Origin of the sequence: Streptomyces sp. NBC_00354 (assembly GCF_036106915.1) — a bacterium.
Lineage (GTDB): Bacteria > Actinomycetota > Actinomycetes > Streptomycetales > Streptomycetaceae > Streptomyces.
In genome coordinates, this window is record NZ_CP107983.1 from 3,139,904 (window position 1) to 3,163,452 (window position 23,549).

25 protein-coding genes are annotated in these 23,549 nt (G+C 71.8%); 6 read left to right on the top strand and 19 right to left on the bottom strand.

Going from position 1 to position 23,549, the window contains the following annotated elements; all coding sequences use genetic code 11:
- Positions 1–107: 107 nt before the first annotated feature.
- On the top strand, positions 108–911 hold the full coding sequence (locus OHT74_RS13805) for an enoyl-CoA hydratase/isomerase family protein (protein WP_266625785.1): 804 nt from the start codon (positions 108–110) through the stop codon (positions 909–911).
- A 39-nt stretch (positions 912–950) separates the two neighbouring features.
- On the opposite strand, the gene OHT74_RS13810 is transcribed toward OHT74_RS13805, so the two are convergent.
- Both OHT74_RS13810 and OHT74_RS13815 read right to left on the bottom strand, forming a co-directional pair.
- Complete coding sequence (locus OHT74_RS13810) at positions 951–1,526, bottom strand: DNA-3-methyladenine glycosylase I (RefSeq protein ID WP_323139556.1); 576 nt, start codon at positions 1,524–1,526, stop codon at positions 951–953.
- Positions 1,523–1,870, bottom strand: coding sequence for a DivIVA domain-containing protein (locus tag OHT74_RS13815; RefSeq protein ID WP_266999614.1), 348 nt, complete (start codon positions 1,868–1,870; stop codon positions 1,523–1,525). The genes OHT74_RS13810 and OHT74_RS13815 overlap by 4 nt, the downstream gene beginning before the upstream one ends.
- Before the next feature lie 82 nt (positions 1,871–1,952).
- On the opposite strand from OHT74_RS13815, the gene folP reads away from it, so the two are divergent.
- Positions 1,953–2,813 carry a dihydropteroate synthase gene (gene folP, locus OHT74_RS13820; RefSeq protein ID WP_053784552.1) on the top strand — a complete coding sequence of 287 codons (861 nt, stop codon included), beginning with the start codon at positions 1,953–1,955 and terminating at the stop codon, positions 2,811–2,813.
- 9 nt (positions 2,814–2,822) lie between these two features.
- Here folP and OHT74_RS13825 read toward each other — a convergent pair whose 3' ends face one another.
- Together OHT74_RS13825 and dapE are read right to left on the bottom strand one after the other, a co-directional pair.
- Positions 2,823–3,581: a TIGR00730 family Rossman fold protein gene (locus OHT74_RS13825; protein ID WP_266664080.1), complete on the bottom strand. Its 759-nt coding sequence runs from the start codon at positions 3,579–3,581 to the stop codon at positions 2,823–2,825.
- A 64-nt stretch (positions 3,582–3,645) separates the two neighbouring features.
- Positions 3,646–4,725, bottom strand: a complete 1,080-nt coding sequence (gene dapE / locus OHT74_RS13830; RefSeq protein WP_266664082.1) for a succinyl-diaminopimelate desuccinylase — start codon at positions 4,723–4,725, stop codon at positions 3,646–3,648.
- A gap of 86 nt (positions 4,726–4,811) precedes the next feature.
- Between dapE and OHT74_RS13835 the strand changes: the two genes are divergently transcribed.
- Positions 4,812–5,768, top strand: a complete 957-nt coding sequence (locus OHT74_RS13835; protein WP_266996892.1) for a hypothetical protein — start codon at positions 4,812–4,814, stop codon at positions 5,766–5,768.
- A 269-nt stretch (positions 5,769–6,037) separates the two neighbouring features.
- Entirely contained in the window at positions 6,038–6,424 is a 387-nt protein-coding gene (locus tag OHT74_RS13840) for an ATP-binding protein (RefSeq protein WP_266664086.1), read from the top strand.
- A 98-nt stretch (positions 6,425–6,522) separates the two neighbouring features.
- Here the strand turns inward: OHT74_RS13840 and dapC are convergent, their stop codons facing one another.
- Both dapC and fdxA read right to left on the bottom strand, forming a co-directional pair.
- Entirely contained in the window at positions 6,523–7,641 is a 1,119-nt protein-coding gene (gene dapC / locus OHT74_RS13845; protein WP_266996890.1) for a succinyldiaminopimelate transaminase, read from the bottom strand.
- A gap of 122 nt (positions 7,642–7,763) precedes the next feature.
- Positions 7,764–8,090, bottom strand: coding sequence for a ferredoxin (gene fdxA, locus OHT74_RS13850; RefSeq protein ID WP_030291119.1), 327 nt, complete (start codon positions 8,088–8,090; stop codon positions 7,764–7,766).
- Positions 8,091–8,207: 117 nt separating this feature from the next.
- On the opposite strand from fdxA, the gene OHT74_RS13855 reads away from it, so the two are divergent.
- Both OHT74_RS13855 and OHT74_RS13860 read left to right on the top strand, forming a co-directional pair.
- Positions 8,208–9,194 (top strand): GNAT family N-acetyltransferase, encoded by a 987-nt coding sequence (locus OHT74_RS13855; protein ID WP_328620377.1) that lies wholly within the window; start codon positions 8,208–8,210, stop codon positions 9,192–9,194.
- A complete protein-coding gene (locus OHT74_RS13860; RefSeq protein WP_328620378.1) occupies positions 9,191–9,982 on the top strand; it encodes a transglutaminase-like domain-containing protein in 792 nt (263 codons plus the stop codon). The genes OHT74_RS13855 and OHT74_RS13860 overlap by 4 nt, the downstream gene beginning before the upstream one ends.
- A 57-nt stretch (positions 9,983–10,039) precedes the next feature.
- Here OHT74_RS13860 and OHT74_RS13865 read toward each other — a convergent pair whose 3' ends face one another.
- The 13 genes from OHT74_RS13865 to OHT74_RS13925 all read right to left on the bottom strand — a co-directional run bounded on the left by OHT74_RS13865 (position 10,040) and on the right by OHT74_RS13925 (position 23,469).
- Positions 10,040–10,657, bottom strand: coding sequence for a response regulator transcription factor (locus OHT74_RS13865; protein WP_328620379.1), 618 nt, complete (start codon positions 10,655–10,657; stop codon positions 10,040–10,042).
- Complete coding sequence (locus OHT74_RS13870; RefSeq protein ID WP_266672746.1) at positions 10,654–11,820, bottom strand: sensor histidine kinase; 1,167 nt, start codon at positions 11,818–11,820, stop codon at positions 10,654–10,656. The genes OHT74_RS13865 and OHT74_RS13870 overlap by 4 nt, the downstream gene beginning before the upstream one ends.
- Positions 11,821–11,882: 62 nt before the next feature.
- A complete protein-coding gene (locus OHT74_RS13875) occupies positions 11,883–12,638 on the bottom strand; it encodes an ABC transporter permease (protein WP_266664096.1) in 756 nt (251 codons plus the stop codon).
- Complete coding sequence (locus OHT74_RS13880) at positions 12,632–13,594, bottom strand: ABC transporter ATP-binding protein (protein WP_328620380.1); 963 nt, start codon at positions 13,592–13,594, stop codon at positions 12,632–12,634. The genes OHT74_RS13875 and OHT74_RS13880 overlap by 7 nt, the downstream gene beginning before the upstream one ends.
- A gap of 189 nt (positions 13,595–13,783) precedes the next feature.
- Positions 13,784–15,742: a hypothetical protein gene (locus tag OHT74_RS13885; protein WP_443047383.1), complete on the bottom strand. Its 1,959-nt coding sequence runs from the start codon at positions 15,740–15,742 to the stop codon at positions 13,784–13,786.
- Positions 15,743–15,948: 206 nt separating this feature from the next.
- Complete coding sequence (locus OHT74_RS13890) at positions 15,949–16,332, bottom strand: DUF6113 family protein (RefSeq protein WP_328620382.1); 384 nt, start codon at positions 16,330–16,332, stop codon at positions 15,949–15,951.
- Positions 16,329–17,255 (bottom strand): N-acetyl-1-D-myo-inositol-2-amino-2-deoxy-alpha-D-glucopyranoside deacetylase, encoded by a 927-nt coding sequence (gene mshB, locus OHT74_RS13895; RefSeq protein WP_328620383.1) that lies wholly within the window; start codon positions 17,253–17,255, stop codon positions 16,329–16,331. The genes OHT74_RS13890 and mshB overlap by 4 nt, the downstream gene beginning before the upstream one ends.
- A gap of 24 nt (positions 17,256–17,279) precedes the next feature.
- Positions 17,280–17,474: a hypothetical protein gene (locus tag OHT74_RS13900; RefSeq protein ID WP_030291103.1), complete on the bottom strand. Its 195-nt coding sequence runs from the start codon at positions 17,472–17,474 to the stop codon at positions 17,280–17,282.
- A 366-nt stretch (positions 17,475–17,840) separates the two neighbouring features.
- Positions 17,841–18,911, bottom strand: coding sequence for an ABC transporter ATP-binding protein (locus OHT74_RS13905; protein WP_266664106.1), 1,071 nt, complete (start codon positions 18,909–18,911; stop codon positions 17,841–17,843).
- Complete coding sequence (locus OHT74_RS13910) at positions 18,904–19,878, bottom strand: ABC transporter ATP-binding protein (protein WP_328620384.1); 975 nt, start codon at positions 19,876–19,878, stop codon at positions 18,904–18,906. The genes OHT74_RS13905 and OHT74_RS13910 overlap by 8 nt, the downstream gene beginning before the upstream one ends.
- Before the next feature lie 11 nt (positions 19,879–19,889).
- Positions 19,890–20,894: an ABC transporter permease gene (locus OHT74_RS13915; protein WP_328620385.1), complete on the bottom strand. Its 1,005-nt coding sequence runs from the start codon at positions 20,892–20,894 to the stop codon at positions 19,890–19,892.
- Positions 20,887–21,810: an ABC transporter permease gene (locus tag OHT74_RS13920; protein WP_266664115.1), complete on the bottom strand. Its 924-nt coding sequence runs from the start codon at positions 21,808–21,810 to the stop codon at positions 20,887–20,889. The genes OHT74_RS13915 and OHT74_RS13920 overlap by 8 nt, the downstream gene beginning before the upstream one ends.
- 30 nt (positions 21,811–21,840) lie before the next feature.
- Entirely contained in the window at positions 21,841–23,469 is a 1,629-nt protein-coding gene (locus OHT74_RS13925; protein ID WP_328620386.1) for a peptide ABC transporter substrate-binding protein, read from the bottom strand.
- Between the last annotated feature and the right edge of the window lie 80 nt (positions 23,470–23,549).

Genomic DNA, 23,549 nt, shown 5'->3' on the forward strand with positions numbered 1-23,549 from the left:
TTTGACGCACATCACATGCCCCGGGACGGTCCGGTCCGCCATGCTGGCCCTTGCACCGGCCGGTACCGGCCGGTAGCCAAGCCCGCGACGAAGGGGGACCCCCTGCCATGGCCGACAGCGTGCTCTACGAAGTGACCGACGGACTCGCAAAAATCACGATCAACCGTCCCGACGCCATGAACGCGATGAACACCGAGGCCAAGGTGGCGCTCCGCGACGCGGTCCAGGCGGCGGCCGCGGACACGGCCGTCCGGGCGGTGCTGCTGACCGCGGCCGGCAACCGGGCGTTCTGCGTCGGCCAGGACCTCAAGGAGCACATCGGGAACCTGGCGGCGGACCGCAAGAACGGGTCCTCGCTGACCATGAGCACGGTCGCGGACCACTACAACCCGATCGTGCGCGCCCTGACCGAGATGCCCAAGCCGGTGGTGGCGGGCGTCAACGGCGTCGCGGCCGGAGCGGGCTTCGGCTTCGCGCTCGCGGCGGACTTCCGGGTCGTCGCCGACACGGCCTCTTTCAACACCTCCTTCGCGGGCGTGGCGCTCACCGCGGACTCGGGCGTCTCCTGGACCCTGCCCCGCCTGATCGGCGCCTCCCGGGCCTCCGACCTGCTGCTCTTCCCCCGCTCCGTGAAGGCGCAGGAGGCGTACGAGCTCGGCATCGTGAACCGCCTGGTCCCCTCGGACTCCCTGCACGCCGAGGCCGAGGCGGTGGCCCGCACCCTGGCGGCCGGCCCGACGGTGGCCTACGCGGCCCTGAAGGAGTCCCTGGCCTACGGGGCCGACCGCTCGCTGGCGGAGGCCCTGTCCCACGAGGACACCCTGCAGGCCCGCGCCGGCGCCTCCGAGGACCACTCCATCGCCGTCGAGGCCTTCCTCGCGAAGCAGCCGCCGAAGTACCTGGGCCGCTGAGCCCGGCACTCCCGTTGCCGCCTGCCCCCGCCGCTCAGCTCAGGCGGGGGTACGGGCGGCGCAGGCGGCCAGGTGGTCGTTGACCAGCCCGCAGGCCTGCATCAGGGCGTAGGCCGTCGTGGGGCCGACGAAGCGGATCCCGGCCTTCTTCAGGGCCTTGGACAGGGCCGTGGACTCGGGCGTCACCGCCGGGACCTCGGAGATCGTCGCGGGGGCCGGGCGGTCCGGCTCCGGCGCGTGCGACCAGATCAGGGCGTCCAGCTCGCCCGGCTCCCACCCCGCCAGGACCTTCGCGTTGGCGAGCGTGGCGTCGATCTTGGCCCGGTTGCGGATGATCCCCTCGTCCGCGAGCAGCCGCTCCGCGTCGGCCGGCCCGAATTCCGCGACCTCGGCGATCACGAACCCCGCGAAGGCCGTACGGAATCCCTCCCGCCGCCGCAGGATCGTCAGCCAGGACAGCCCGGACTGGAAGGCCTCCAGGCACAGCCGCTCGTACAGGGCGTCGTCCCCGTGCACCGCGCGGCCCCACTCCGTGTCGTGGTACGCGATGTAGTCCTCGGTGGCCAGCGCCCAGGGGCAGCGCAGGCCTCCGTCCGGACCCGCGACGGCCGTCACTGCTCCTCCTTGTGCAGGTCGACCGCGCCGCCCTGCGCCTGCGCGCGGCTGTGCGCGGCCGCCGCCGTCAGCTCCGCGATGCGCGCGTCCCGCTCGGCGATCTCCGCCGCGAGCCGCTCCAGTACGTCGTCCACCTCGGCCATCCGGTACCCGCGCGGCGCGACCGGCAGCCGCAGCGCATCGATGTCGGCCCGTACGACCGGGCGGCTCTCCGGCAGCGCGTCGGCCACCCGGTCCGGCTCCGCGTCGGGCAGCACGGCCTCGGAACCACCGCCCACCACGGCCAGGGTGACCGCGGCGACGACCACGACCAGCGCGATCAGCAAGAACCAGAACACGAGCAACTCCCTGAGAGACATCGGGCCACCGGCCACCAGGTTAAGGTCGCAGCGAGGCGCGAGGGCCGCCGGAGGAGGAAAGAACGGGATGCTGCGACTGGGCAGGCGCGAGTTCGACACCCACGAGCCGGTGATCATGGCCATCGTGAACCGGACTCCGGACTCCTTCTACGACCAGGGCGCGACGTTCCGCGACGAGCCCGCGCTGGACCGGGTCGAGCAGGCGGTCGCCGAGGGCGCCGCGATCATCGACATCGGCGGGGTCAAGGCGGGCCCGGGCGAGCACGTCGACGCGGCCGAGGAGGCCCGGCGCACGGTCGGCTTCGTGGCGGAGGTACGCCGCCGCCACCCGGACGTGGTGATCAGCGTCGACACCTGGCGGCACGAGGTCGGCGAGGCGGTCTGCGAAGCCGGGGCCGACCTCCTGAACGACGCCTGGGGCGGCGTGGACCCGAAGCTGGCGGAGGTCGCCGCCCGTCACGACGTCGGCCTGGTCTGCACCCACGCGGGCGGGGTCGAGCCGCGCACCCGGCCGCACCGGACGACGTACGACGACGTGGTGGCGGACATCCTGCGCGTCACGGTCGGACTTGCCGAACGCGCCGCCGCACTCGGCGTCCGCCGGGACGCGATCATGATCGACCCGGGCCACGACTTCGGGAAGAACACCCGGCACTCGCTGGAGGCCACCCGTCGCCTGGGCGAGATGACGGACACCGGCTGGCCGGTGCTGGTCTCGCTGTCCAACAAGGACTTCGTCGGCGAGACCCTCGACAAGCCGGTCAAGGAGCGCCTGTTGGGCACCCTGGCCACGACGGCCGTCTCGGCCTGGCTGGGCGCCCAGGTCTACCGCGTCCACGAGGTCGCGGAGACCAGGCAGGTCCTGGACATGGTCCGCTCGATCCAGGGCCACCGACCCCCGGCGGTCGCCCGCCGGGGGCTCGCGTAGTGGCAGGGGTTACTTGCTGACTTCCTTGGTGACGAGCGCGATCGCCTCGTCCACGTCGTCCGTGACGTGGAAGAGGTAGAGGTCGCGCTCCGAGGCCTTGCCCTGCGCGATCACCGTGTTCTTGAGCCAGTCGACCAGGCCGGACCAGTACGCCGACCCGAACAGCACGATCGGGAACCGGGTGATCTTCTGGGTCTGGACCAGGGTCAGGGCCTCGAACAGCTCGTCCAGCGTGCCGAGTCCGCCCGGCAGCACCACGAAGCCCTGGCTGTACTTCACGAACATCGTCTTGCGGACGAAGAAGTACCGGAAGTTCAGCCCGAGGTCCACGTGCTGGTTGAGCCCCTGCTCGAAGGGCAGCTCGATGCCCAGGCCCACGGAGACCCCGTTGGCCTCCCGGGCGCCCTTGTTGGCCGCCTCCATCGCGCCCGGGCCGCCGCCCGTGATCACCGCGAAGCCCGCCTCGACGAGCGCGCTGCCGATCTGCACGCCGGCCTCGTACTCCGGCGAGCCGGCGGGCGTACGGGCCGAGCCGAACACGCTGATCGCCGGCGGCAGCTCCGCCAGCGTGCCGAAGCCCTCGATGAACTCCGACTGGATGCGCAGGACCCGCCAGGGATCGGTGTGCACCCACTCGGAAGGCCCGGCCGAATCCAGCAGCCGCTGGTCCGTCGTACTGCCCGCCTGCACCTGGCTCCGCCTGCGCAGCACCGGCCCGAGCTGCTGCTCCTCGGGCCGACGACGAGCGTTGCCTTCGGGGTTGCCCATGATGTGCTCCCTCCTGCTGATCGTTGGATCAGGGTAGGCGCACAAAGGTGACGAGAAGCGGAATTCAGGTGGTCAGCCAGGCGCGGAGTCGTTCTTCGCAGTGGAGGATCGCCTTCGTCTCCACGCGCTCGTCCACCTTGTGCGCCAGCAGGGCGTCGCCCGGGCCGTAGTTCACGGCCGGGACGCCGAGGGCGCTGAAGCGGGACACGTCCGTCCAGCCGAACTTCGGCATGGCGCGGCCGCCGACCGCCTCCATGAAGGCCGCCGCCGCGGGGTGGGAGAGGCCCGGGAGGGCGCCGCCCGAGAAGTCGTCGATCACGAACTCGTCGACGCCGCAGTCCGCAAAGACCTCCCGGACGTGGGCGATCGCGTCGTCCATGCTGCGGTCCGGGGCGAAGCGGAAGTTCACGGTCACCGTGCACGCGTCCGGGATGACGTTGTTGGCGACGCCGCCCTCGATGCGGACCGCGTTGAGGCCCTCGTGGTACTCCAGGCCGTCGATGACGGGCTTGCGGGGCTCGTACGCCGCGAGTTTGGCGAGAATCGGGCTCGCCGCGTGGATGGCGTTGGAGCCCATCCAGCTGCGCGCGGAGTGGGCGCGCTCGCCGGCGGTGCGGAGCAGGACGCGCAGGGTGCCCTGGCAGCCGCCCTCGACCTCTGCGTTCGACGGCTCCAGCAGGACCGCGAAGTCGCCGGTCAGCCAGTCGGGGTGGGCGTCGGCGACCTTGCCCAGGCCGTTCAGGTCGGCGGCGACCTCCTCCTGGTCGTAGAAGACGAAGGTGAGGTCGCGGTTGGGCTCGGGCACGGTCGCGGCGATGCGCAGCTGTACGGCGACGCCGGACTTCATGTCGGTGGTTCCGCAACCCCACAGGACGTCGTTCTCGTCCAGGCGGGACGGGACGTTGTCGGCGATCGGCACCGTGTCGAGATGGCCGGCGAGCACGACGCGCTCGGCCCTGCCGAGGTTCGTACGGGCCACGACGTTGTTGCCGTACCGGTCGACCGTGAGGTGCGGGAGGGCCCGCAGGGCGTGTTCCACCAGGTCGGCGAGGACCTTCTCGTCGCCGCTCACGGACGGGATGTCGACGAGCCGGGCGGTCAGCTCGGCGGCGTCCAGGGTGAGGTCGAGCTCGGATTCGGACATGGCTCTGACCCTAACGCCCCGGGCTGCGACGAACGTCCCACGTCCGGCCGGTGGACGCGTCACATGGCTCAAGTACGGTGGGCGGCGTGTCCAAGAGCGATCACCCCCGTCCTCGCCGCCGCCGGCCGCTGCTCAAAGTCGCCGGTGCGTTCGTGCTGCTCGCGCTGATCGGCTACTTCGCCGTGCAGTACGACTCGACGAACGGCGGTGGCGGCGCCCCGCACTGCACGGCCTCGATGCGGACGAATCCGACCCTCGTCGACATGACCCCCGAGCAGGCGGGCAACGCGGCGACGATAGCCGCGGTCGGCGTGGCCAAGGGCCTGCCGGACCGGGCCCTGACCATCGCGCTGGCGACCGCGATGCAGGAGTCCGGGCTGCGCAACCTGCCCCACGGCGACCGGGATTCGCTGGGCCTGTTCCAGCAGCGGCCCTCGATGGGCTGGGGCACCGAGCAGCAGATCATGGACCCGGTGTACTCGGCCGGGATCTTCTACGAGCGCCTCGTCGCGGTCAAGGGGTACTCGCGGCTCCCGCTGACGGAGGCCGCGCAGCAGGTGCAGCTCAGCGGCTTCCCCCAGGCGTACGCGAAGCACGAGCCGGACGCGACCGTCCTGACGGCCGCCTTCGCCGGTGACGGCGAGCTGACGTGCGGCGGGCCCGCGCCCACCACGCCGGGCGACCCGGAGAAGGTGCGGACGGAGCTCACCCGGATCTTCGCCAAGGACAAGCTGCACTCCGCTCCCGCGGAGCCGCGCCGGACGCCGGCCGCGGGCCAGGAGGTCAAGGAGGCCGAGGTGACCTTCGTCGAGAAGCAGGACGGCGGCGCGTCCGCGGCGCGCGGCAGCAAGGCGATGGCCGGCTGGGCGGTGGCCAACTCGCGGGGAATGGGCATCGCGCGGGTCTCGTACGGCCGGGACGGCTGGGTGGCGGGCGAGGCCAAGGGCAAGTGGCAGCAGAAGGGCAGCCAGGGCGGGAAGTCGGGCGCCGGTGATCCCTACGGCGCCGAGCACGACGAGGTACGGATCTTCGTGGCCCGCTGAGCCGGCGCCGGCGCGCAGCCGCGGCCCGCTGACACGCCGGCCGCGCGGCACGGTCGCGCGTACGAGACGTCCCCCGTACGGGGGTGACCCGGAGGGCGGCCCGATCCGCCCCCGGGAGACGGAAGCCCTGGTCGGCGCGCATTCATGAGCTTTTCGCGGAAGCCGATTAAACGATGCGTTACTGATCCTTTACCCGGTGGCTCCGCAACTCCACCCGCCCCCTGAGCGGTTGTACACGGCGTACTCAGCCGCTACCGCTTAGGAGCATCATGTCCCTCCCCCTGACCCGCCGGATCGCCCGTACCGCGCTGCTGCTCGCAGCCGGGGCAGCTCCCGTGGTCGGTGCGGCCGGCGCGGCCAGCGCCGCGGGCCTGGAGTCCGTGCCGCAGCTGGGCGCCCTCACCAGCCCGGACGCCGCGGGCGACGTGGTCGGCACCGGTGAGGCCGCTGCCACCACCGCCACGGACACCGCCGCCAAGGCCGTACCCGGCGCCCCCGCCGGGGTCACCGACGCCGCGACCGGCCTGATCGGCGGGCTGCCGGCCAAGGGTCTGCCGACCGGGAACCTGCCGACCGGCGCCGTGCCCACCGGCGACCTCACCAGCGCGGTTCCCACCCAGGGGCTGCCGCTGGGCGGCCTCCCCCTGGGTGGCTGATCCGCCGCAAGCAGGAACGCCGAGGGGCCGGGAGCACGAACTCCCGGCCCCTCGGCCTGTGTGCAGGGTGCGGACACGGCGCCGGCGCCGGCGCCGGATCAGGCGAGGCGCTTGACCGCCGCCTCGACGCGCTCGTCGGTGGCCGTGAAGGCGACGCGGACGAACTGCGCGCCCGCCTCGCCGTAGAAGTCGCCCGGCGCGACCAGGATGCCCAGCTCGGCGAGGTGGCCGACCGTCTCCCAGCAGGCCTCGTCCCGGGTCACCCACAGGTACAGGCTGGCCTCGCTGTGCTCGACCCGGAAGCCGTGCGCCTCCAGGGCCGCCCGCAGCGCCTCGCGCCGCGCGGCGTAGCGCACGCGCTGCTCCTCGACGTGCGCGTCGTCGCCGAGCGCGGCGACCGTGGCCGCCTGCACCGGGGCCGGGGTCATCATGCCGCCGTGCTTGCGGATCTCCAGCAGTTCGCCGAGCACGTCGGCGTCACCGGCGATGAACGCGGCCCGGTAGCCCGCCAGGTTGGAGCGCTTGGAGAGGGAGTGGACGGCGACGATGCCCTCGTACGAGCCGCCGCAGACGTCGTCGTGCAGCACGGAGACGGGCTCGGCCTCCCAGCCCAGCTCCAGGTAGCACTCGTCGCTGAAGAGCAGGATGCCGTGCTCGCGCGCCCAGGCCACGATCCGGATCAGGTCTTCCTTGGGGATGACCTTGCCGGTGGGGTTGGACGGGGAGTTGAGCCACAGCAGCTTCACACCGGCCGGGTCGAGCTCGGTCCCCGCGGGGTCACCCGCAAATGTCTCAGTGTCGTAGACCACCGGCTCGGCGCCGCACAGCCGCGCGCCGACCTCGTACGTCGGGTAGGCGAGCCGGGGGTATGCGACCTTGTCTCCGGCGCCCAGGCCCAGCTGGGTCGGCAGCCACGCCACCAGCTCCTTCGAGCCGACGACCGGCAGGACGTTGCGGTGCCCGGCGGCGCTCGCGCCGAGGCGGGCCTGCAGCCAGCCGGTGATCGCGTCGCGCAGCGCGACGGTGCCCCACACCGTGGGGTAGCCCGGGGAGTCGGCGGCCGCGACGAGGGCGTCCTGGATCAGCTGCGGGACCGGGTCCACGGGCGTGCCGACGGACAGGTCGACGATGCCGTCCGGGTGGGCCGCCGCCGTCTTCTTGTACGGCTCCAGCTTGTCCCAGGGGAAGGCGGGAAGACGTGCGGATACTGCGGCCACGGTGTTCTCTGCTCTCTACTGGTGCTGGACGTGCTGGACGTACGGGCAAACGAGTCGGTCCCGCGCGGCACGGGGGCCGTACGGGACCGAAGCACGCGTTCTGCCGGGTGGGGCAGTGGCCGTCAGTGGCCTTCGCCCATGGGCGGCAGCGCGGCGATGAAGGGGTGATCGCGCTCGATCAGGCCCAGCTTGGAGGCACCACCGGGCGATCCGAGCTCGTCGAAGAACTCGACGTTCGCCTTGTAGTAGTCCTTCCACTCTTCCGGAGTGTCGTCCTCGTAGAAGATGGCCTCGACCGGGCAGACCGGCTCACACGCACCACAGTCGACGCACTCGTCCGGGTGGATGTACAAGGACCGCTGGCCCTCGTAGATGCAGTCGACGGGGCACTCTTCGATGCATGCCTTGTCCTTGACGTCGACACAAGGCTCCGCGATGACGTAGGTCACGCTCTCGTTCCTCCTCGGTAGGGCTTTCCATATCGCGCGGGAGCGCGGCGTCGTCGATGCCCACGCCTAGTATCTCCGTTCCCGGGCACGATCCGAACAGGAGGGGCGGACAGAGCTGTGGAAATCACTGCCGGTGGGCTGCTGGAGATCCGTATTACCCCGGCTGACGTGGGTAAACGTGTCTCTGTACGACGGGTGGAGAGTGGCTCGAGCGGGTCACCGTCGTTCACCGACACGGTAGGAGTTCTCACATCCTGGAACCAGGGTGTGCTGACGATCACACGAAAGAGCGGCGAGTCGGTCCACATCGCGGAATCGATGCTGGTCGCGGGCAAGATCGTGCCTCCGGCGCCGGCCCGGCGGCGCGGTCCCGCAGCCTCTTTCGCGGAGCTGGCGCGGACCGGGGCGCGGGCCTGGCAGCCGCTGGAGAGCGAGCCGCTGGGCGAGTGGACGCTGCGGGCGGCCGGCGGGTTCACCCGGCGGGCCAATTCCGTGCTGCCGCTCGGCGACCCGGGGGTCCCGCTGGACGAAGCACTCGCCCGAGTGACGTCCTGGTACGCGGAACGTGAGCTTCCGGCGTATGTGCAGACGGCGACGGGGGCGGTCGGCACCCAGGAGCTGCTGGGCGCGGAGCTGGAGCGCCGGGGCTGGGTGAACGAGGTGTCGGCGGAGGTCCGGATCGCGGCGCTGGCGCCGATCGCGGACGTGGACACCGCCGCCACCGGCTCGGAGGTATGGCTGACCCGCGCCCCGGACGAGGAGTGGCTCGGGCGGTACGGGCGGGTCAAGGACCCGGAGGTGGCCCGGCGGGTGCTGGTCGCGGGGCCGTCGGTGTGGTTCGCGACGCTGCCCGGACGGGCGATCGGGCGGCTGGTGGTGGACGGCCGGTGGGCCGGCTTCGCGGCGGTCGAGGTCGACCCGGCGCACCGGCGCGCGGGCCTGGGCACGACGGTGATGGCGGTACTGGCCCGGCAGGCGCTGGAGGAGGGCGCGTCGGCGGCGTGGCTGCAGGTGGAGGCGGACAACGCGGGGGCGCGGGCGCTGTACGACGGCCTGGGCTTCGCGACGCACCACGCGTACCACCACTTCCGGGCGGCGCGATGAGCGCGGAGTCCCGGGAGCGGTTCGCGGAGGAGGCCCGCTCGGAGCGGCCCGACCTGGCGCTGCTGTGCCTGCTGCTCGCCGCGGAGGCGGACCCGGAGCTGGACGAACGGGCCATGGACTGGGCGCAGATCGAGCTGGACCGGCTGGCGGGGATGCTGCCGTACGGACTGCGCGGCGGGAAGGCGTGGGCCTCGGCGGTCACCGGGCTGCTGGGCGGCCGGATGGGCTTCCACGGCACCCCCGCGGACTACGACCGGCTGTCGTCCTCCCTGCTGCACGAGGTGCTGCGGCGGCGCCGGGGCCTGCCGATCCTCCTGTCCGTCGTCTGGCTGGAGGTCGCACGGCGGGCGGGTGCGCCGGTGTACGGACTGGGGCTGCCGGGGCACTTCGTGGTGGGGTTCGGGGACCCGGACGAGGGGCTGGTCGTGGACCCGTTCGCCGGGGGCGCCTCGCTGGGCGCCGGTCCGGCGGAACTGGCCGCGGAGCCGCGTACGCCGGCCCGGACGCTGGACATCGTCCTGCGGATCCTGAACAACATCAGGGCGTGGGCCTCGGCCCGGCCCGAGCAGTCGGGGGTGGCGCTGTGGGCGCTGGACCTGTCGCTGCTGCTGCCGTCGCATCCGGCGTCGCTGCGGTACGAGCGGGCCAAGCTTCTGGTGGAGCGGGGGGAGTTCGCCTCCGGCGCGGCGGAGCTGGAGGCGTACGCGGTGGTCGTCGACGCGATCGACTCGGGAGCGGCGGGGCGCATCCGCGCCGAGGCGCTGTCCGCGCGGGCCCTGTTGAACTGACCCGGGCTGCGCCCCGGGCCCCGCGCCGCGGGCCAGGCGCCACTTTGACGACAGGGCCTAGAGCCAGCCCTTTTCGCGGGCTGTACGGACAGCTTCCGTGCGGTTGCGGGAGGCAAGCTTCTGGATCGCCGTCGAGAGGTAGTTGCGGACCGTGCCCTGGGACAGGTGGAGGCGGGCCGCCAGTTCGGCGTTCGTCGCGCCGTCCTCGGCAGCGCGCAGGACCTCCCGTTCCCGGTCGGTCAGCGGGTTCGCGCCCTCCGCCAGGGCCGCCGCCGCCAGGGTGGGGTCGATGACGCGCTCGCCCGCCAGGACCTTGCGCACCGCCTCCGCCAGCTGCGCGGCCGGGGCGTCCTTGACCAGGAACGCCGAGGCCCCCGCCTCCATCGCGCCGCGCAGGTAGCCGGGGCGGCCGAAGGTCGTCAGGACGACGATCTTGAGGTTCGGGACCGCGGTCCGCAGGGCCGCCGCCGCCTCGATGCCCGTCATGCCCGGCATCTCGATGTCGAGCAGCGCGACGTTCACGTCGTGCGCCCGGGCCGCCGTCACCACCTCGTCGCCGCGGGCGACCTGGGCCAGCACCTCGATGTCCGGCTCCAGTCCGAGGAGGGCCGCGAGGGCTTCCCGGACCATGGACTGGTCCTCCGCCAGGAGGATCCGGATGGGGCGTGTGGTCATGATCCCGATCCTAGGGGGATGCGGGCCAGCAGGCGGAAGCCCTTCTTGCCGGTCTGGCCCGCCGACAGCGTGCCGCCGACCGCCTCAAGGCGTTCCGTCAGGCCCGTCAGGCCGTTGCCCGCCTCCGCGGGGCCGCCCGCGCCGTCGTCCGCGACCGACAGCTCCACCACCGGTCCGGCGAGGGTCTGCAGGGTCTCCAGCCGGACCGTGCACCGCTGCGCCCCGCTGTGCCGGACCACGTTCGTCACCGCTTCCCGGAGCGACCAGGCCAGCGCCGACTCCACTTCCTCGGGGAGGTCCTCCACCGGCTCCGCCGGGAGGTCCGCCCGTACGCCCGCCGCGGTCAGCGCGGTCCGCGCGCCGGCCAGTTCGCCCGGCAGGGTCGCCCGCCGGTAGCCGCTCACGGCCTCCCGTACGTCGACCAGCGCCTGCCGGCTGACCTGCTCGATGTCGGCCACCTGCTGGGCCGCCTGCTCGGGACTGCCGGGCAGCATCCGCCCCGCCAGCTCGCTCTTGAGCGTGATCAGGGACAGCGAGTGGCCGAGGAGGTCGTGCAGGTCCCGGGCCATCCGCAGGCGTTCCTCGTTCGCCGCGAGCTGCGCCACCGTGGCCCGCGCCTCGCGCAGTTCCATCGTCGTGCGGATCATGGCGCGGATGCCGACCATCGCGAACCCGCCCATCAGGGCCGGGAGCAGCAGCCCGGCCAGGTATGCGTCGCCGCCCGGGACCGCGAAGGCCGTCACCGCGAGCAGGGCGGTGGCGCCGGGCACCGTGAACCGGGAGATCTCCCCCGGCAGCGCGGCGCCGGAGGCTATCGCCACGTAGACGAAGAGGACGAGCCATTCGCGGCCCAGGGCCAGCGACAGGATCGTGGCCTGCGCGGAGAGGACCGCCACCGAAAGCAGTACCCGCCACGCCTCGATCTGCCGGGCAGTGCGGAAGACCATGATCAGGTACCAGGCGACGAAGGCCACGAGGCCCAGGCCGCCGAGCAGCCGGGCTCCGAGGCTGTGTCCGCCGCTGACCAGGTCGGTGACGGGGGCGCTGAGGTAGAACAGCCAGACGCTGATCCACAGCGACTTCACGATCTTCTGCCGGCGGTTCTCGGGGCGGAGCCCGACCCGGGGCCCGCCCTTGGTTCCCCACAGACCGGTCTCGGTCATCGGCTCCGTCGCGCCGATTCCACCGGTCGCTCCCGTCGCACCCATCACGCTCGTCACACCCGTCACGCCTTCAGCGAGTCCTTGCGGTACAGCCAGGCGGCGGCACCGGTGAACAGTACGAAGTACACCGCCAGGATCGCCACGTCCTTCAGGTGTGGTGCGCCTCCGAGCTCGATGGCCTGGCCGAGGCCCGCGTACGCCCGGGTCGGCAGCCACTCGCAGATGTTCTGCAGCCACTGCGGGAAGTTCGCGGTCGGCATCCACAGGCCGCCGAGGATCGAGAGGCCGAAGTAGAACAGCATCGTGATCGGGCGGACGGTGTCCCCGCTCGCGAGGTAGCCGATCGCCACGCCGAGGGCGGCGAAGACCAGGCTGCCGGCCCAGATGGAACCGGTGAGGGCGAGCCACTGCCAGGCGTCGAACCGGACGCCCTTGACGCCCGCGGCGACCGCGAACACGACCAGGATGGCGGGCAGCGAGAGCACGCCCGCGCTGGCGGTCTTGCCCAGGACGTAGCCGCGGCCGGGCAGGGCGGTCAGCCGCAGCTGGCGGACCCAGCCCTTCTCGCGCTCCTTGGCGATGCGCTCGCTGTTGCCCATCAGGACGGCGGTCAGGGCGCCGAAGGAGGCCATGGCGACCATGTAGAAGGCGGGCATGGTCAGTTCGGTGCCCATGACCTTCGTCGTGCCGTTCAGGGTGCCGCCCAGCATCAGGAACAGCGCGGCCGGGTAGAGGACGGTGAAGAACAGGTACTTCTTGTTGCGCAGGGCTCGGGTTATCTCGAGCTTGATGAGCCTGATCGTTCCAGTGGTCAGCATGATGCGTCGGCCTCCTCGGCCTCGGTGAGGGCGATGAAGGCCTGTTCCAGGCCCAGCCCGGCGACTTCCAGGTTCCGGGGGTAGAGCCCCAGCGCGTACACGGCGTGAACGGTGGCGTCGGCGTCGCGCGACTGGAGCCTGACCGTGTCTCCGTGGCGCTCGTAGGCCGTCAGGTGGGGCAGGGCGCGCAGCGCCACCTCGTCCACCGGGGCGTCCCCGGCGAGGTCGAAGGCGATCCGGCGGGCGCCGGCCTTGGCCTTGATCTCGGCGGCGGTGCCGTCGGCGAGCAGCCGGCCCTTGTTGAGGACCAGGACCCGGTCGGCGATCGCGTCGGCCTCTTCCAGGTAGTGGGTGGCGAAGAGGACGGTGCGGCCCTGGGCTGCCTGCTCGCGCATCGTGGCCCAGAAGGCCTGCCGGGAGGTGACGTCCATGCCGGTGGTCGGCTCGTCGAGGACGATCAGGTCGTTGTGTCCCGCGGTGGCGAGGGCGAAGCGGACGCGCTGCTCCTGGCCTCCGGAGAGCTTGTTGACCATACGGTCGGCGATCTCGGTGATCCCGGCGCGGCCGAGCACCTCCTCGACCGGGTGGCGGCGGGGGTGCAGGGCGCAGCCGAGGGCGACGATCTCCCGTACGGTCACGTCCTCCATCAAGCCGCCGCTCTGCAGCATCGCGCCGACCCGGCCCGCCGCGATGGCCTCGCGCGGGGTGGTGCCGAAGAGGCGGACGGTGCCGGAGTCGGCGGGGCGCAGGCCCAGCAGCAGGTCGAGGGTGGAGGACTTGCCTGCGCCGTTGGGGCCGAGCAGTGCGACGGTCTCGCCGGGGTGGAGTTCGAGGGAGAGGCCGTCGACCGCGCGGACCGCGCCGTAGTTCTTGGTCACGTCGTGGAAGGCCACCACGGGGCCGGCGCCGGGTCCGGTGTCCTGTGCGGCGGCGGTGTGCGCCGAGGTCGTCGTCATGACCGAAGACTCCCCCGTACCGGGGTGCGCGCGGCAGTGTCTGCGGTCGTGACCGGTGGATGACAGATGTCATGCGGTCGGCATGACAGGCCGGCCGCGCCAGGTGGCGGGACCTGCGGCGGATACGGCGGCGGGCACGGCGGAGCCCCCGCCCGGAGGCCGGACGGGGGCTCGTGTGCAGCCTGGTCGCTAGTTGGGGTTGGTGTTGATGGTGGCGGTCCGCTCGGCGGTGGTCTTGCCGCGCAGGGCCGTGCCGAGGGCGCCGGCGACGTCCTGCGGGGTGACCGCGGTCTTCTCGCCCGTACCGCGCGTGATCAGGACGCCGTCGAAGGTGTTCCCGTACGTCGCCTTGAGCGCTTCCAGGTCGTACTTCTCGACCAGGTGCCCGTCCACGACCTGCATGCTGAGGATCTTGGGCAGGGACTTGGCCCCGAAGGGGATGGACTTGGCGCCGGCCTTGACCGTGGCGGGGGCGGACATCGCGGGCTCCGCGAACTCCTTCATGGCCCGGTTCAGTTCGGCCTGGTCGATGACGGGGTTCTTGGTGGCGACGGGGAGTTCGACGGGGGCCGGCTTCCCGGTGGCGACCATGTCGCGGAAGGCCTTCTTGACCAGCTCGGCGGAGGCGTCCGCGTCCAGGGTGGAACCCGGCTTGCCGGCGACGGCGACGGCCTTGCCCGTGTCGAAGGTGATGGTGCCCTCGGTGGCGGTGCCGGCGGTTCCGGCCAGCTCCTGGAGCGCGACCTGGAGCTTCTCCTCGTCGATCGGCATCACGGGTTCCGCGATGCGCTCGTTGCCGAGGAGCGAGCCGATGACCGTGACGGGGTTGTAGTCGCTGCCCGCCGCGTTGCGGACGGTGGTCTGGGCGTCCAGGCTCAGGCCGGCCTTCTCGGGCTTGAGCTCGACCGGCTTGCCGCCGACGGTGAGCGTGAGCGGGGCCGCGGCGCGGTTGCCGAAGGCCGTCTGGAGCTTGCCGACGGCCTCGTCGCGGCTGCCGCTGATGTCGACGCCGAGGACGGTGGTGCCCTTGGGGACGTCGGAGTGGTTCAGGAGCAGCCCGGCGCCGTAGGCCACGCCGAGCAGGGCGATGAGGCCACTGCCGACGAGGACCAGCTTGGAGCGGCCCTTCTTGATCTTGGTCGGCGTGGCGGCGGCCGGCTTCGGGCGCGCGGGGGCGGCCGGTGCCGGGGCGGGGACCGGGGTCGGCGTCGGGACCGGCGGGAACGGATCGTCCAGCTCCGGTCCGGGCCAGCGGGGGGCCTCGGCGCCGAGCGGGACGGTGCCGAGCGCGGGGCCGCCGGTGGGGCCCGCGGGGGCTCCGGGGCCTGCCGGGCCGCCGTACGCGGGGAACGGCTCGGTGGCGGGGCCGCCGTCGCCGCCGCCGTAGCCGGGGAGGCCCGGGGGCGTGCCGACGCCGGGGCCGCCGGGCCGCCGGGCCGCGAGCGGCGCGTCGGGGCCGGGGCCGTAGCCGGGGCCGGCCGGAGCGGGCGCCGGGGCGAAGCCGTGGGCGGGCGCGTCGAAGCCGGGTGCCGGGCCGCCCGTACGCGGGCCCGCGGGGCCGGGGACGCCCGGGGCGAAGCCGGACACCGGAGCGCCCGGAGCTCCCCCGGCGGGCGGCGCCGGGGTACGGGTCGGCAGCACCGGGGCCGGGCCGGCCTGCGTGCGGTTGGGCAGCGCGGGCGCAGGGCCCGCCGCGGCCGGGGTACGGGTCGGCAGCGCCGGGGCCGGAGCGGGCGCCGCAGGTGCCGACTTGCGGGGGGCGAACCAGTTGCTGGTCGGCTCCTCCGGCTCGGCGGCCGGCGCGGGCTCCGCCGCGGCCTGCTCGGCGGCGGGCTCGGCCTCGGGCTCCGGCTCGGCGGCGGCAGCCGCCACCGGCTTGCGTACGACCACCGGCGGGATCGGCCGCGAACCCGGGATGTTGATCCGGATCCGGGTCGTCAGGGTGGTCTCGGTCTTCGGCCCGCCGGTGTCGGGCGTGGACGGGTTCGAGGTCACAGGGTTCTCCTCCGAGGCAGTCGCCGCGCCGGGCCCGGACGGCACGGGCATGGACGGGTACTGGCCGGTTCCGTACGGCGGTGTACCCGAGGGGTAAGCGGCTCCACCGCGCCCCTGGGGCCCGGAGGACGAACTGTCGGTTTCACGACTCAAGGCAGGTTCTCCCGGTTGGCTCCGCCGCCCGTCATACCGTGCGCGGGCAGCTCGGCGGCCCGACCACCATACTGGCCGTCGCCCTCGCGCAACTGTCCTAGGGGAATCAGGGGTTCCCCTTCGGCCCCTCCAGGGCCCCTCCGAGCAGCCCGGGAGCCCCCGCCCAACCCCCGTGAACCCGCACCTCGACGGAGTTCAACGGCACGTCACTTGCCGGACTGCGCGGCCGAAACCGGCCCCTCGAACGGGCCGCGCAGCGTGGCGCACATCACAGCCAGCACCGTCCCGCCCAAAAGGTAGGCGTACATGCCGATTCCGGACGAACTGAGCAGGAAGTCCCCCTCGGGGCGCGGGGCACCGAGCAGCACGTACGCGAGGAACCAGCCGACCACGCCGGCGCCCACCCCGAGCCCGGTCCCGACGGCGATCCGGCCGCCGAGGAACAGCCCGAAGAGCGCCAGCAGTCCCAGCAGCAGCCCGCCGGGGAACCACAGGTCCACGACGAGCCAGCCGGCGATGCCGGTCAGCACTCCCGCCACCAACAGGCCGAGCAGGACGGCGATCCGCGCGGGCGTCAGGGTCCCGGTCATGCCTGCACCCCCGCGAACAGGTCGTGCTCGCGCTCGCCCGCCGGGGCGCCCGGACGGCCCGCGGCCAGTTCGTAGTACTCGCGGGTGAACAGCGGCTGCGCGAGGTCGTTGGAGAGGGCGAAGAAGGGCCCCTCCACGGCGATCTGGGTGGCGTGGGCGCGCATCGCGGCCGCCTTGGCCGCCACGAACGCCTCGTCGGCCCCGATCTCGGCGGTGATCCGCTCGTCGGCGACGACACCGGGCACGTCGTCCGGCGAAGCCAGCCCCGGGAAGGGCGCCTTGGCCTCCCCCTCGACTGCCGTCGGGGGGTGCCCCCACGCCGCCCTCAGCCGGGCGAAGCCCTCCTCGACCACCGAGCGCGGGACCCTGTTCCAGTAGATCTTCCCGATCCCCCAAGGGTCGCCGAGGTCCCGGCGGTACGTGGCCTCCGCGGCCAGCTCCGCGCCGCGCATGGCGACCCGGTGGGCCTGGATGTGGTCGGGGTGCCCGTAGCCGCCGTCGGGGTCGTAGGTCACGAGCACCTGCGGGCGGACCTCGCGGATGACCTCGACCAGGTGGGCGGCGGCCTCGTCCACGTCGGTGGACCAGAAGGAGCCCGGCCGGCGGTTCTGCTCGGCGCCCATCATCCCGGAGTCCCGGAAGCGGCCGGGGCCGCCGAGGAACCGGTGGTCGGTGACGCCGAGTTCCGCCATGGCGGCGGCGAGCTCGCCGATGCGGTGGGCCCCCAGGGTGTCGTCGCGGTCGGGCGCCAGGTGGGCGAGCCCGGGCGGGATGACCTCGCCCTCCTCGCCGAGGGTGCAGGTCACGAGTGCGACGTGGGCACCCTCGGCCGCGTACTTGGCCATGGTGACGCCGTTGTTGATCGACTCGTCGTCCGGGTGCGCGTGCACGAGGAGAAGCCGACGGGCGGGAAGACCGTTCATGGGGCCAAGACTACGAGGACCGGCCTACAACTTGAGTCCACTGATCATGCTGGCCACGTTCGTGGTCAGCTGACTGAGGGTCGGCGCGATGGTCGAACTCGCCAGATAGAACCCGAGGAGCACACAGACAACGGCGTGTCCCGCCTTCAGGCCCGACCGGCGGACCAGCAGGAAGACGACGATAGCCAGCAGCACCACGGCCGAGATCGAGAGTGCCACGGCGTTTCACCTCCACGTCGAGCGGACATCGGTACGCGTACTCGTACTCAGTGCTCGGCGGAGTCATACCCACCGTGCGCTACGGATCATAACTATCCGTACCAGCGCATCGATCGAATTCCGGCAGCACGAGGGGCGCATGCCGCGCATGCGCAGGGTCACGGGGGAGGCCGGCCGGGGAGCCTGTACGCCTCCCCGGCCGACTGTCGGCACCCGCACGGCCGCACGGGACCCAGGCTGCACGCCTCAGATCTCGGGACAGAAACGGTCAAGTTGCCTACGTGTAAACCGCGTTGGCGGGAAAGTGGCCCTGACGGAGCGAATCCGCGGGGGGTGGCCGGATTTCACCCCTCGGGGCTGCGCCGGTCATTCCTTCGCCGGCGGGGCCGGCGCGGCGGGAGGCGGGGGAAGCTCGCCCGGGGCCGGGACGACCTGTTTCTCCGCCGCGAAGTGACAGGCCGACGGGTGCGCCGCCGGGCCGGACGGGAAGGCCTCCGGGACGGCCAGCAGCGGGACCTCGTCCGTGCAGCGCTGCTGCGCCTTCCAGCAGCGGGTGCGGAACGGGCAGCCCGAGGGCGGGTTGGCCGGGGAGGGCACGTCGCCGGTCAGGATGATCCGCTCGCGGCGGGCGCGCGCCTGCGGGTCCGGGACGGGCACGGCCGACAGCAGGGCCTGGGTGTAGGGGTGGGTGGGGTGGTCGTAGATCTGGGTGTCGGTGCCGATCTCCACCACCCGGCCCAGGTACATCACGCCGACCCGGTCGGAGATGTGCCGCACGATCGAGAGGTCGTGCGCGATGAAGACGTACGACAGGTCGAACTCGTTCTGGAGGCGTTCCAGGAGGTTGATCACCTGGGCCTGGACCGAGACGTCGAGCGCGGAGACCGGCTCGTCCGCCACGATGACCTCCGGCCGCAGGGCGAGCCCGCGGGCGATGCCGATGCGCTGGCGCTGGCCGCCGGAGAACTGGTGCGGATACCGGTTGATGTACTCCGGGTTGAGCCCGACCACGTCGAGGAGCTCCTGGACCTTGCGGCGCCGGTCGCCCTTCGGAGCCACCTCGGGGTGGATGTCGTACGGCTCCCCGATGATGTCGCCGACCGTCATCCGGGGGTTCAGCGAGGTGTACGGGTCCTGGAACACCATCTGGATGTTGCGGCGGACGGCCTTGAGGGCTTTGCCGGACAGCTTGGTGATGTCCTCGCCCTTGTACGAGATCGCGCCGGCCGTCGGGCGTTCCAGGTTGACCAGCATCTTGGCGACCGTGGACTTGCCGCAGCCGGACTCGCCGACGATGCCGAGGGTTTCGCCCCGGGCGAGGCCGAAGGAGACCCCGTCGACCGCCTTGACGGCGCCGACCTGCCTCTTGAAGAGGATGCCCCGGGTCAGCGGATAGTGCTTGACGAGGTCCCTGACCTCCAGGATGGACTCAGCCACCGAGGCACTCCTTCCAGAAGAAGCACGCACTCGCGCGGTCCGGGCCGGCCTGCGCGAGAGGCGGGACGTCGGTGCGGCAGACCGCCTGCGCCATCGGGCAGCGCGGGTTGAAGGCGCAGCCGGGCGGGATGTTCAGCAGGTTGGGCGGCAGGCCCTTGATCGCGTAGAGCTCCTGGCCCTTCTGGTCCAGGCGCGGGATCGAGTCGAGCAGACCGCGGGTGTACGGGTGCGCGGGCGCGGCGTAGATCTCGTGGACGGGGGCCGCCTCGACGATCCGGCCCGCGTACATGACCGCGATCTTGTCGGCGACGTCGGCGACGACGCCGAGGTCGTGGGTGATCAGGATGAGGCCCATGTTGAGCTCGCGCTGGAGCTCCGCGAGGAGGTCCATGACCTGCGCCTGGACGGTGACGTCCAGGGCCGTGGTCGGCTCGTCCGCGATGATCAGCGAGGGTTCCAGGGCCATCGCCATGGCGATCATGATGCGCTGGCGCATGCCGCCGGAGAACTGGTGCGGGTAGTCGCCCACCCGCTCCTTCGCCGCCGGGATCTTCACCCGGTCCATCAGCTCGACGGCCTTGGCCCTGGCGTCCTTGCGGGACATCCCGCGGTGGACCTCGTACATCTCGCCCAGCTGGGCGCCCACGCTGAGCACCGGGTTCAGGGAGGACAGGGCGTCCTGGAAGATCATCGCCATGTCGGCGCCGCGGATCTTCCGCCGCTCCTCCTCCTTCATCTTCAGCAGGTTCCTGCCCTTGAAGAGGATCTCGCCGCCCGCGATCCGGCCCGGCGGCACATCCAGGATGCCCATCACGGCCTGGGCGGTCACCGATTTGCCCGAGCCGGACTCGCCGAGCACGGCGAGCGTCTCGCCCTCGTCCACCGAGTAGTTGACACCGTTGACGGCCTTGGCGACTCCGTCCCGCGTACGGAACTCCACATGGAGGTCGCGGACTTCGAGCAGCATGTGCCCACTCCTCAGCGCAGCTTGGGGTCGAGGGCGTCGCGTACCGCGTCGCCGAGCATGATGAACGCGAGCACGGTCAGGCTCAGCGCGCCGGCCGGCCAGAGCAGCATGTGCGGGGCGTTGCGGATCTGCGAGGCCGCGTTGGAGATGTCGATGCCCCAGGAGACGGTGGGCGGTCGCAGGCCGACGCCGAGGAAGGACAGGGTGGCCTCCAGGGCGATGTACGTGCCGAGCGCGATGGTGGCGACGACGATGACGGGCGCGACGGCGTTGGGCGCGACGTGCCGGAGCATCATCCGGCCGTTGCCGGCGCCGAGGGCCCGGGCGGCCTGGACGTAGTCGTTCTGCTTGGCGGTGATGACGGAGCCGCGGCCGATGCGGGCGATCTGCGGCCAGCCGAGGAGCACGATGAAGCCGACGACCGGCCAGACGGTGGTGCTGGTGACCACGGACAGGAAGACCAGGCCGCCGAGGACGACGGGGATGCCGAAGAAGATGTCCGCGACCCGGGAGAGCAGCGAGTCGCCCCAGCCGCCGAAGAACCCGGCGAGCCCGCCGAGCACCGAGCCGAGCAGGGCGGCGCCGAGGGTGGCGCAGACGCCTACGGTGATGGAGGCGCGGGCCCCGTAGACGGTTCGGGTGTAGACGTCGCAGCCCTGGGTGTCGTAGCCGAAGGGGTGGCCGGGGGCGGAGCCCTGCTGGGACTTGGACAGGTCGCACTGCAGCGGGTCGCCGCTCGCGATGAGCTGCGGCCAGATCGCGATGATCACGAGGAAGAGGATCATCAGCGAGGAGATGACGAAGACGGGGTTGCGGCGCAGCTGGTGCCAGGCGTCGGACCACAGGGAGCGGGCCTTCTCCGAGGGGCCGCCGGTGGGCGCGTCGCCCAGCTTCTTCTCGAGGCTCTCGGCCTCCTCGATCGCGAGGTCTATGGGCCCGCCCTGGCCGGTGGGTGCCATGGCCTCCCCCTCTGCGGGCTGCAGCGGGTCGAAGGCGGGCTCGTTGCGCTCAGGCATAACGGATCCTCGGGTCCAGGACCGCGTAGAGCAGGTCGACGAGCAGGTTCGCCAGCAGGAAGACGATGACGAGGATGGTCACGAAGCCGACGACCGTCGGGGAGTTGTTGCGCAGGATGCCCTGGTAGAGCTGGTACCCGACGCCGTGGATGTTGAAGATCCGCTCGGTGACGATGGCGCCGCCCATCAGGGCGCCGATGTCGGTGCCGATGAAGGTGACGACGGGGATGAGCGAGTTGCGCAGCAGGTGGCGGGTGACGACCCGGTGGCGCGGCAGGCCCTTGGCGACGGCGGTGCGCACGTAGTCGGCCTTGACGTTCTCGGCGATGGAGGTGCGCGAGAGCCGGGTGACGTAGGCGAGGGAGACCAGCGCGAGCACGATGCCGGGCAGGATCAGCTCGTTGAAGGGGGCGTCCGGGGAGACGGTGGGCCGCACCCAGCCCCATTTGACGCCGAAGAGGTACTGGAGCACATAGCCCGTCACGAACGTCGGTACGGAGATGACGACGAGGGTGAGCACCAGCACGCTCGTGTCGACGGACTTGCCCCGGCGCAGCCCGCTGATCACGCCGAGGGTGATGCCGATGACGATCTCGAAGAAGATCGCGACCATGGTCAGGCGCAGGGTGACGGGGAAGGCCGAGGCCATCAGCTCGGTGACGGGCTGGCCGTTGAAGGCCGTGCCGAAGTCGCCCTGGAAGATCTGGCCCATGTAGTGGAGGTACTGCTCCCACAGCGGGCGGTCGAGGTAGAGGTCCTTGCGGATGCGCGCGGCGGTGGCGGGGTCGGGCGCCTTGTCGCCGAAGAGGGCCGCGACCGGGTCGCCGAGCGCGTACACCATGAAGAAGATCAGGAACGTGCTGCCGATGAACACCGGGATCATCTGGAGCAGCCGCCGGATCACATAACGTCCCATGGACTGCTCCAGGATCGATCCGACGGAGGGTCAGCTGACCTTGATCTCGTTGTAGACGGGGACGCTGAACTGGTTGAGCGCCACGTCCGTGAGCCGCTCGGCGTAGCCGGCGCTGCCGTTCTGGTACCAGAGCGGGATGGACGGCATCTGCGCGACGAGGATCTTCTCGGCGTCCTGGAACTTCACGATGGCCTTGGCCGCGTCGCTCTCCTGGTTGGCCTCGTCGACGAGCTTGTCGAAGTCCGGGTTGCTGAACTTGCCGTAGTTGGAGGAGGCGCCGGTGTAGTAGAGCGGCTGGAGGAAGTTCTGGATCAGCGGGTAGTCGGCCTGCCAGCCGGAGCGGAAGGGGCCGGTCAGCTTGAAGGAGCTCTGCTGGTTGCGGAAGTCGGCGAAGGTGCCGATGGGGTTCACCGTGCAGACCGGGCCCTCGCCGAGCGCGTTGTTGATGCTGTTGCAGACGGCGTCCATCCAGTCGCGGTGCGAGCCGGTGTCCACGTTGGACGTCAGCGTGACCTTGCCGCCGGGGAGCCCGCCGGCGTCCTGGATGAGCTTCTTGGCCGCGGCCGGGTCGTACTTGCAGGCGTCGCCGCAGAGCGTGGCGCTGAAGCCGCCCTTCTCGCCGAGGGCCGGGGAGGTCCAGTCCTTGGCCGGGGTGCGGGTCTCGCGGAAGATCTGCTTGGTGATCTCGTCGCGGTTGATCGCCATGGAGATGCCGCGGCGGACGTTCTCCATGCCCTCCTTGCTCCACTGCGGGTCGTACAGCGGGAAGGTGAGGGTCTGGATGATGAGGGCCGGCTGGTTGATGTACCGGTCGCCGAGGTCGTTCTTGACGTTCTTCAGCTGCTGCGCGGGGACGTCGTCGACGAGGTCGAGGTTGCCGGAGATCAGGTCCGTGTAGGCGGTGTTGTTGTCGGTGTAGACCTTGAGGTCGACGCCGCCGTTCTGCGCCTTGTCATCGCCCGGGTAGCCGGCCCAGGTGCGCAGCTTCATGCCGGTGCCCTTGGTGTACGAGTCCACCGTGTACGGGCCGTTGCCGATCGGCTTGTTCAGCCAGCCGGCGTGGTCGGTGAAGAAGGCCTTGGGCAGCGGGGAGAAGGCCTGGTAGCCGAGGGTCTCGGGCCACGTGGAGAACTTGTTCTTCAGGGCGACCGTGAAGGTCTTGGCGTCCTTGACCACCAGCCCTGACATCGTCTTGGCCTTGGGCTCGCCGGACGCCGGGTGGACGTCCGCGTAGCCGACGATGTCGGAGAAGAACGGCGCGTTGTTCTGCTTGTTGCGCACGTCCGCGCCGTAGTTCCAGGCGTCCACGAAGGACTGCGCGGTGACCGGCTCGTCGTTGCTGAACTTCCAGCCGTCCTTCAGCGTGACGGTGAAGTGCTGGCTGTCGGTGGTCTCGATCTTCTCCGCGAGCATGTTGTTGGCCTCGCCGGTCTTCGGGTCGTACCGCTTGAGGCCCCGGAAGAGCATGTCGAGGACCTTGCCGCCCTGCACCTCGTTGGTGTTGGCCGGCTCCAGCGGGTTCTGCGGGTCACCCCAGGAGGAGCTGACGATCCCCGCGTCACCGCCTCCGCCGCCGCTGTCGCCGCCGCCGCAGGCCGTCGCCGCGAGGGCGACGGCCACCGCACATGCGGCCCACTGGGCGTGGGTGGCTCCGCGCATGGAGTGCCTCCTATGCTCCCAAGACTCACTTGGGGCCCATGTCACCCTATGTGCGGGCCTGAGCACTCCCGGTTCGGCCG

Coding starts and splice junctions, on each gene's coding strand:
- OHT74_RS13805 (WP_266625785.1), top strand. CDS start 108: ATGGCCGACAGCGTGCTCTACGAAGTGACCGACGGACTCGCAAAAATC.
- folP (WP_053784552.1), top strand. CDS start 1,953: ATGCTGCGACTGGGCAGGCGCGAGTTCGACACCCACGAGCCGGTGATC.
- OHT74_RS13825 (WP_266664080.1), bottom strand. CDS start 3,581: ATGGGCAACCCCGAAGGCAACGCTCGTCGTCGGCCCGAGGAGCAGCAG.
- dapE (WP_266664082.1), bottom strand. CDS start 4,725: ATGTCCGAATCCGAGCTCGACCTCACCCTGGACGCCGCCGAGCTGACC.
- OHT74_RS13840 (WP_266664086.1), top strand. CDS start 6,038: ATGTCCCTCCCCCTGACCCGCCGGATCGCCCGTACCGCGCTGCTGCTC.
- OHT74_RS13860 (WP_328620378.1), top strand. CDS start 9,191: ATGAGCGCGGAGTCCCGGGAGCGGTTCGCGGAGGAGGCCCGCTCGGAG.
- OHT74_RS13865 (WP_328620379.1), bottom strand. CDS start 10,657: ATGACCACACGCCCCATCCGGATCCTCCTGGCGGAGGACCAGTCCATG.
- OHT74_RS13870 (WP_266672746.1), bottom strand. CDS start 11,820: ATGACCGAGACCGGTCTGTGGGGAACCAAGGGCGGGCCCCGGGTCGGG.
- OHT74_RS13875 (WP_266664096.1), bottom strand. CDS start 12,638: ATGCTGACCACTGGAACGATCAGGCTCATCAAGCTCGAGATAACCCGA.
- OHT74_RS13880 (WP_328620380.1), bottom strand. CDS start 13,594: ATGACGACGACCTCGGCGCACACCGCCGCCGCACAGGACACCGGACCC.
- OHT74_RS13890 (WP_328620382.1), bottom strand. CDS start 16,332: ATGACCGGGACCCTGACGCCCGCGCGGATCGCCGTCCTGCTCGGCCTG.
- mshB (WP_328620383.1), bottom strand. CDS start 17,255: ATGAACGGTCTTCCCGCCCGTCGGCTTCTCCTCGTGCACGCGCACCCG.
- OHT74_RS13910 (WP_328620384.1), bottom strand. CDS start 19,878: ATGCTGCTCGAAGTCCGCGACCTCCATGTGGAGTTCCGTACGCGGGAC.
- OHT74_RS13915 (WP_328620385.1), bottom strand. CDS start 20,894: ATGCCTGAGCGCAACGAGCCCGCCTTCGACCCGCTGCAGCCCGCAGAG.
- OHT74_RS13920 (WP_266664115.1), bottom strand. CDS start 21,810: ATGGGACGTTATGTGATCCGGCGGCTGCTCCAGATGATCCCGGTGTTC.
- OHT74_RS13925 (WP_328620386.1), bottom strand. CDS start 23,469: ATGCGCGGAGCCACCCACGCCCAGTGGGCCGCATGTGCGGTGGCCGTC.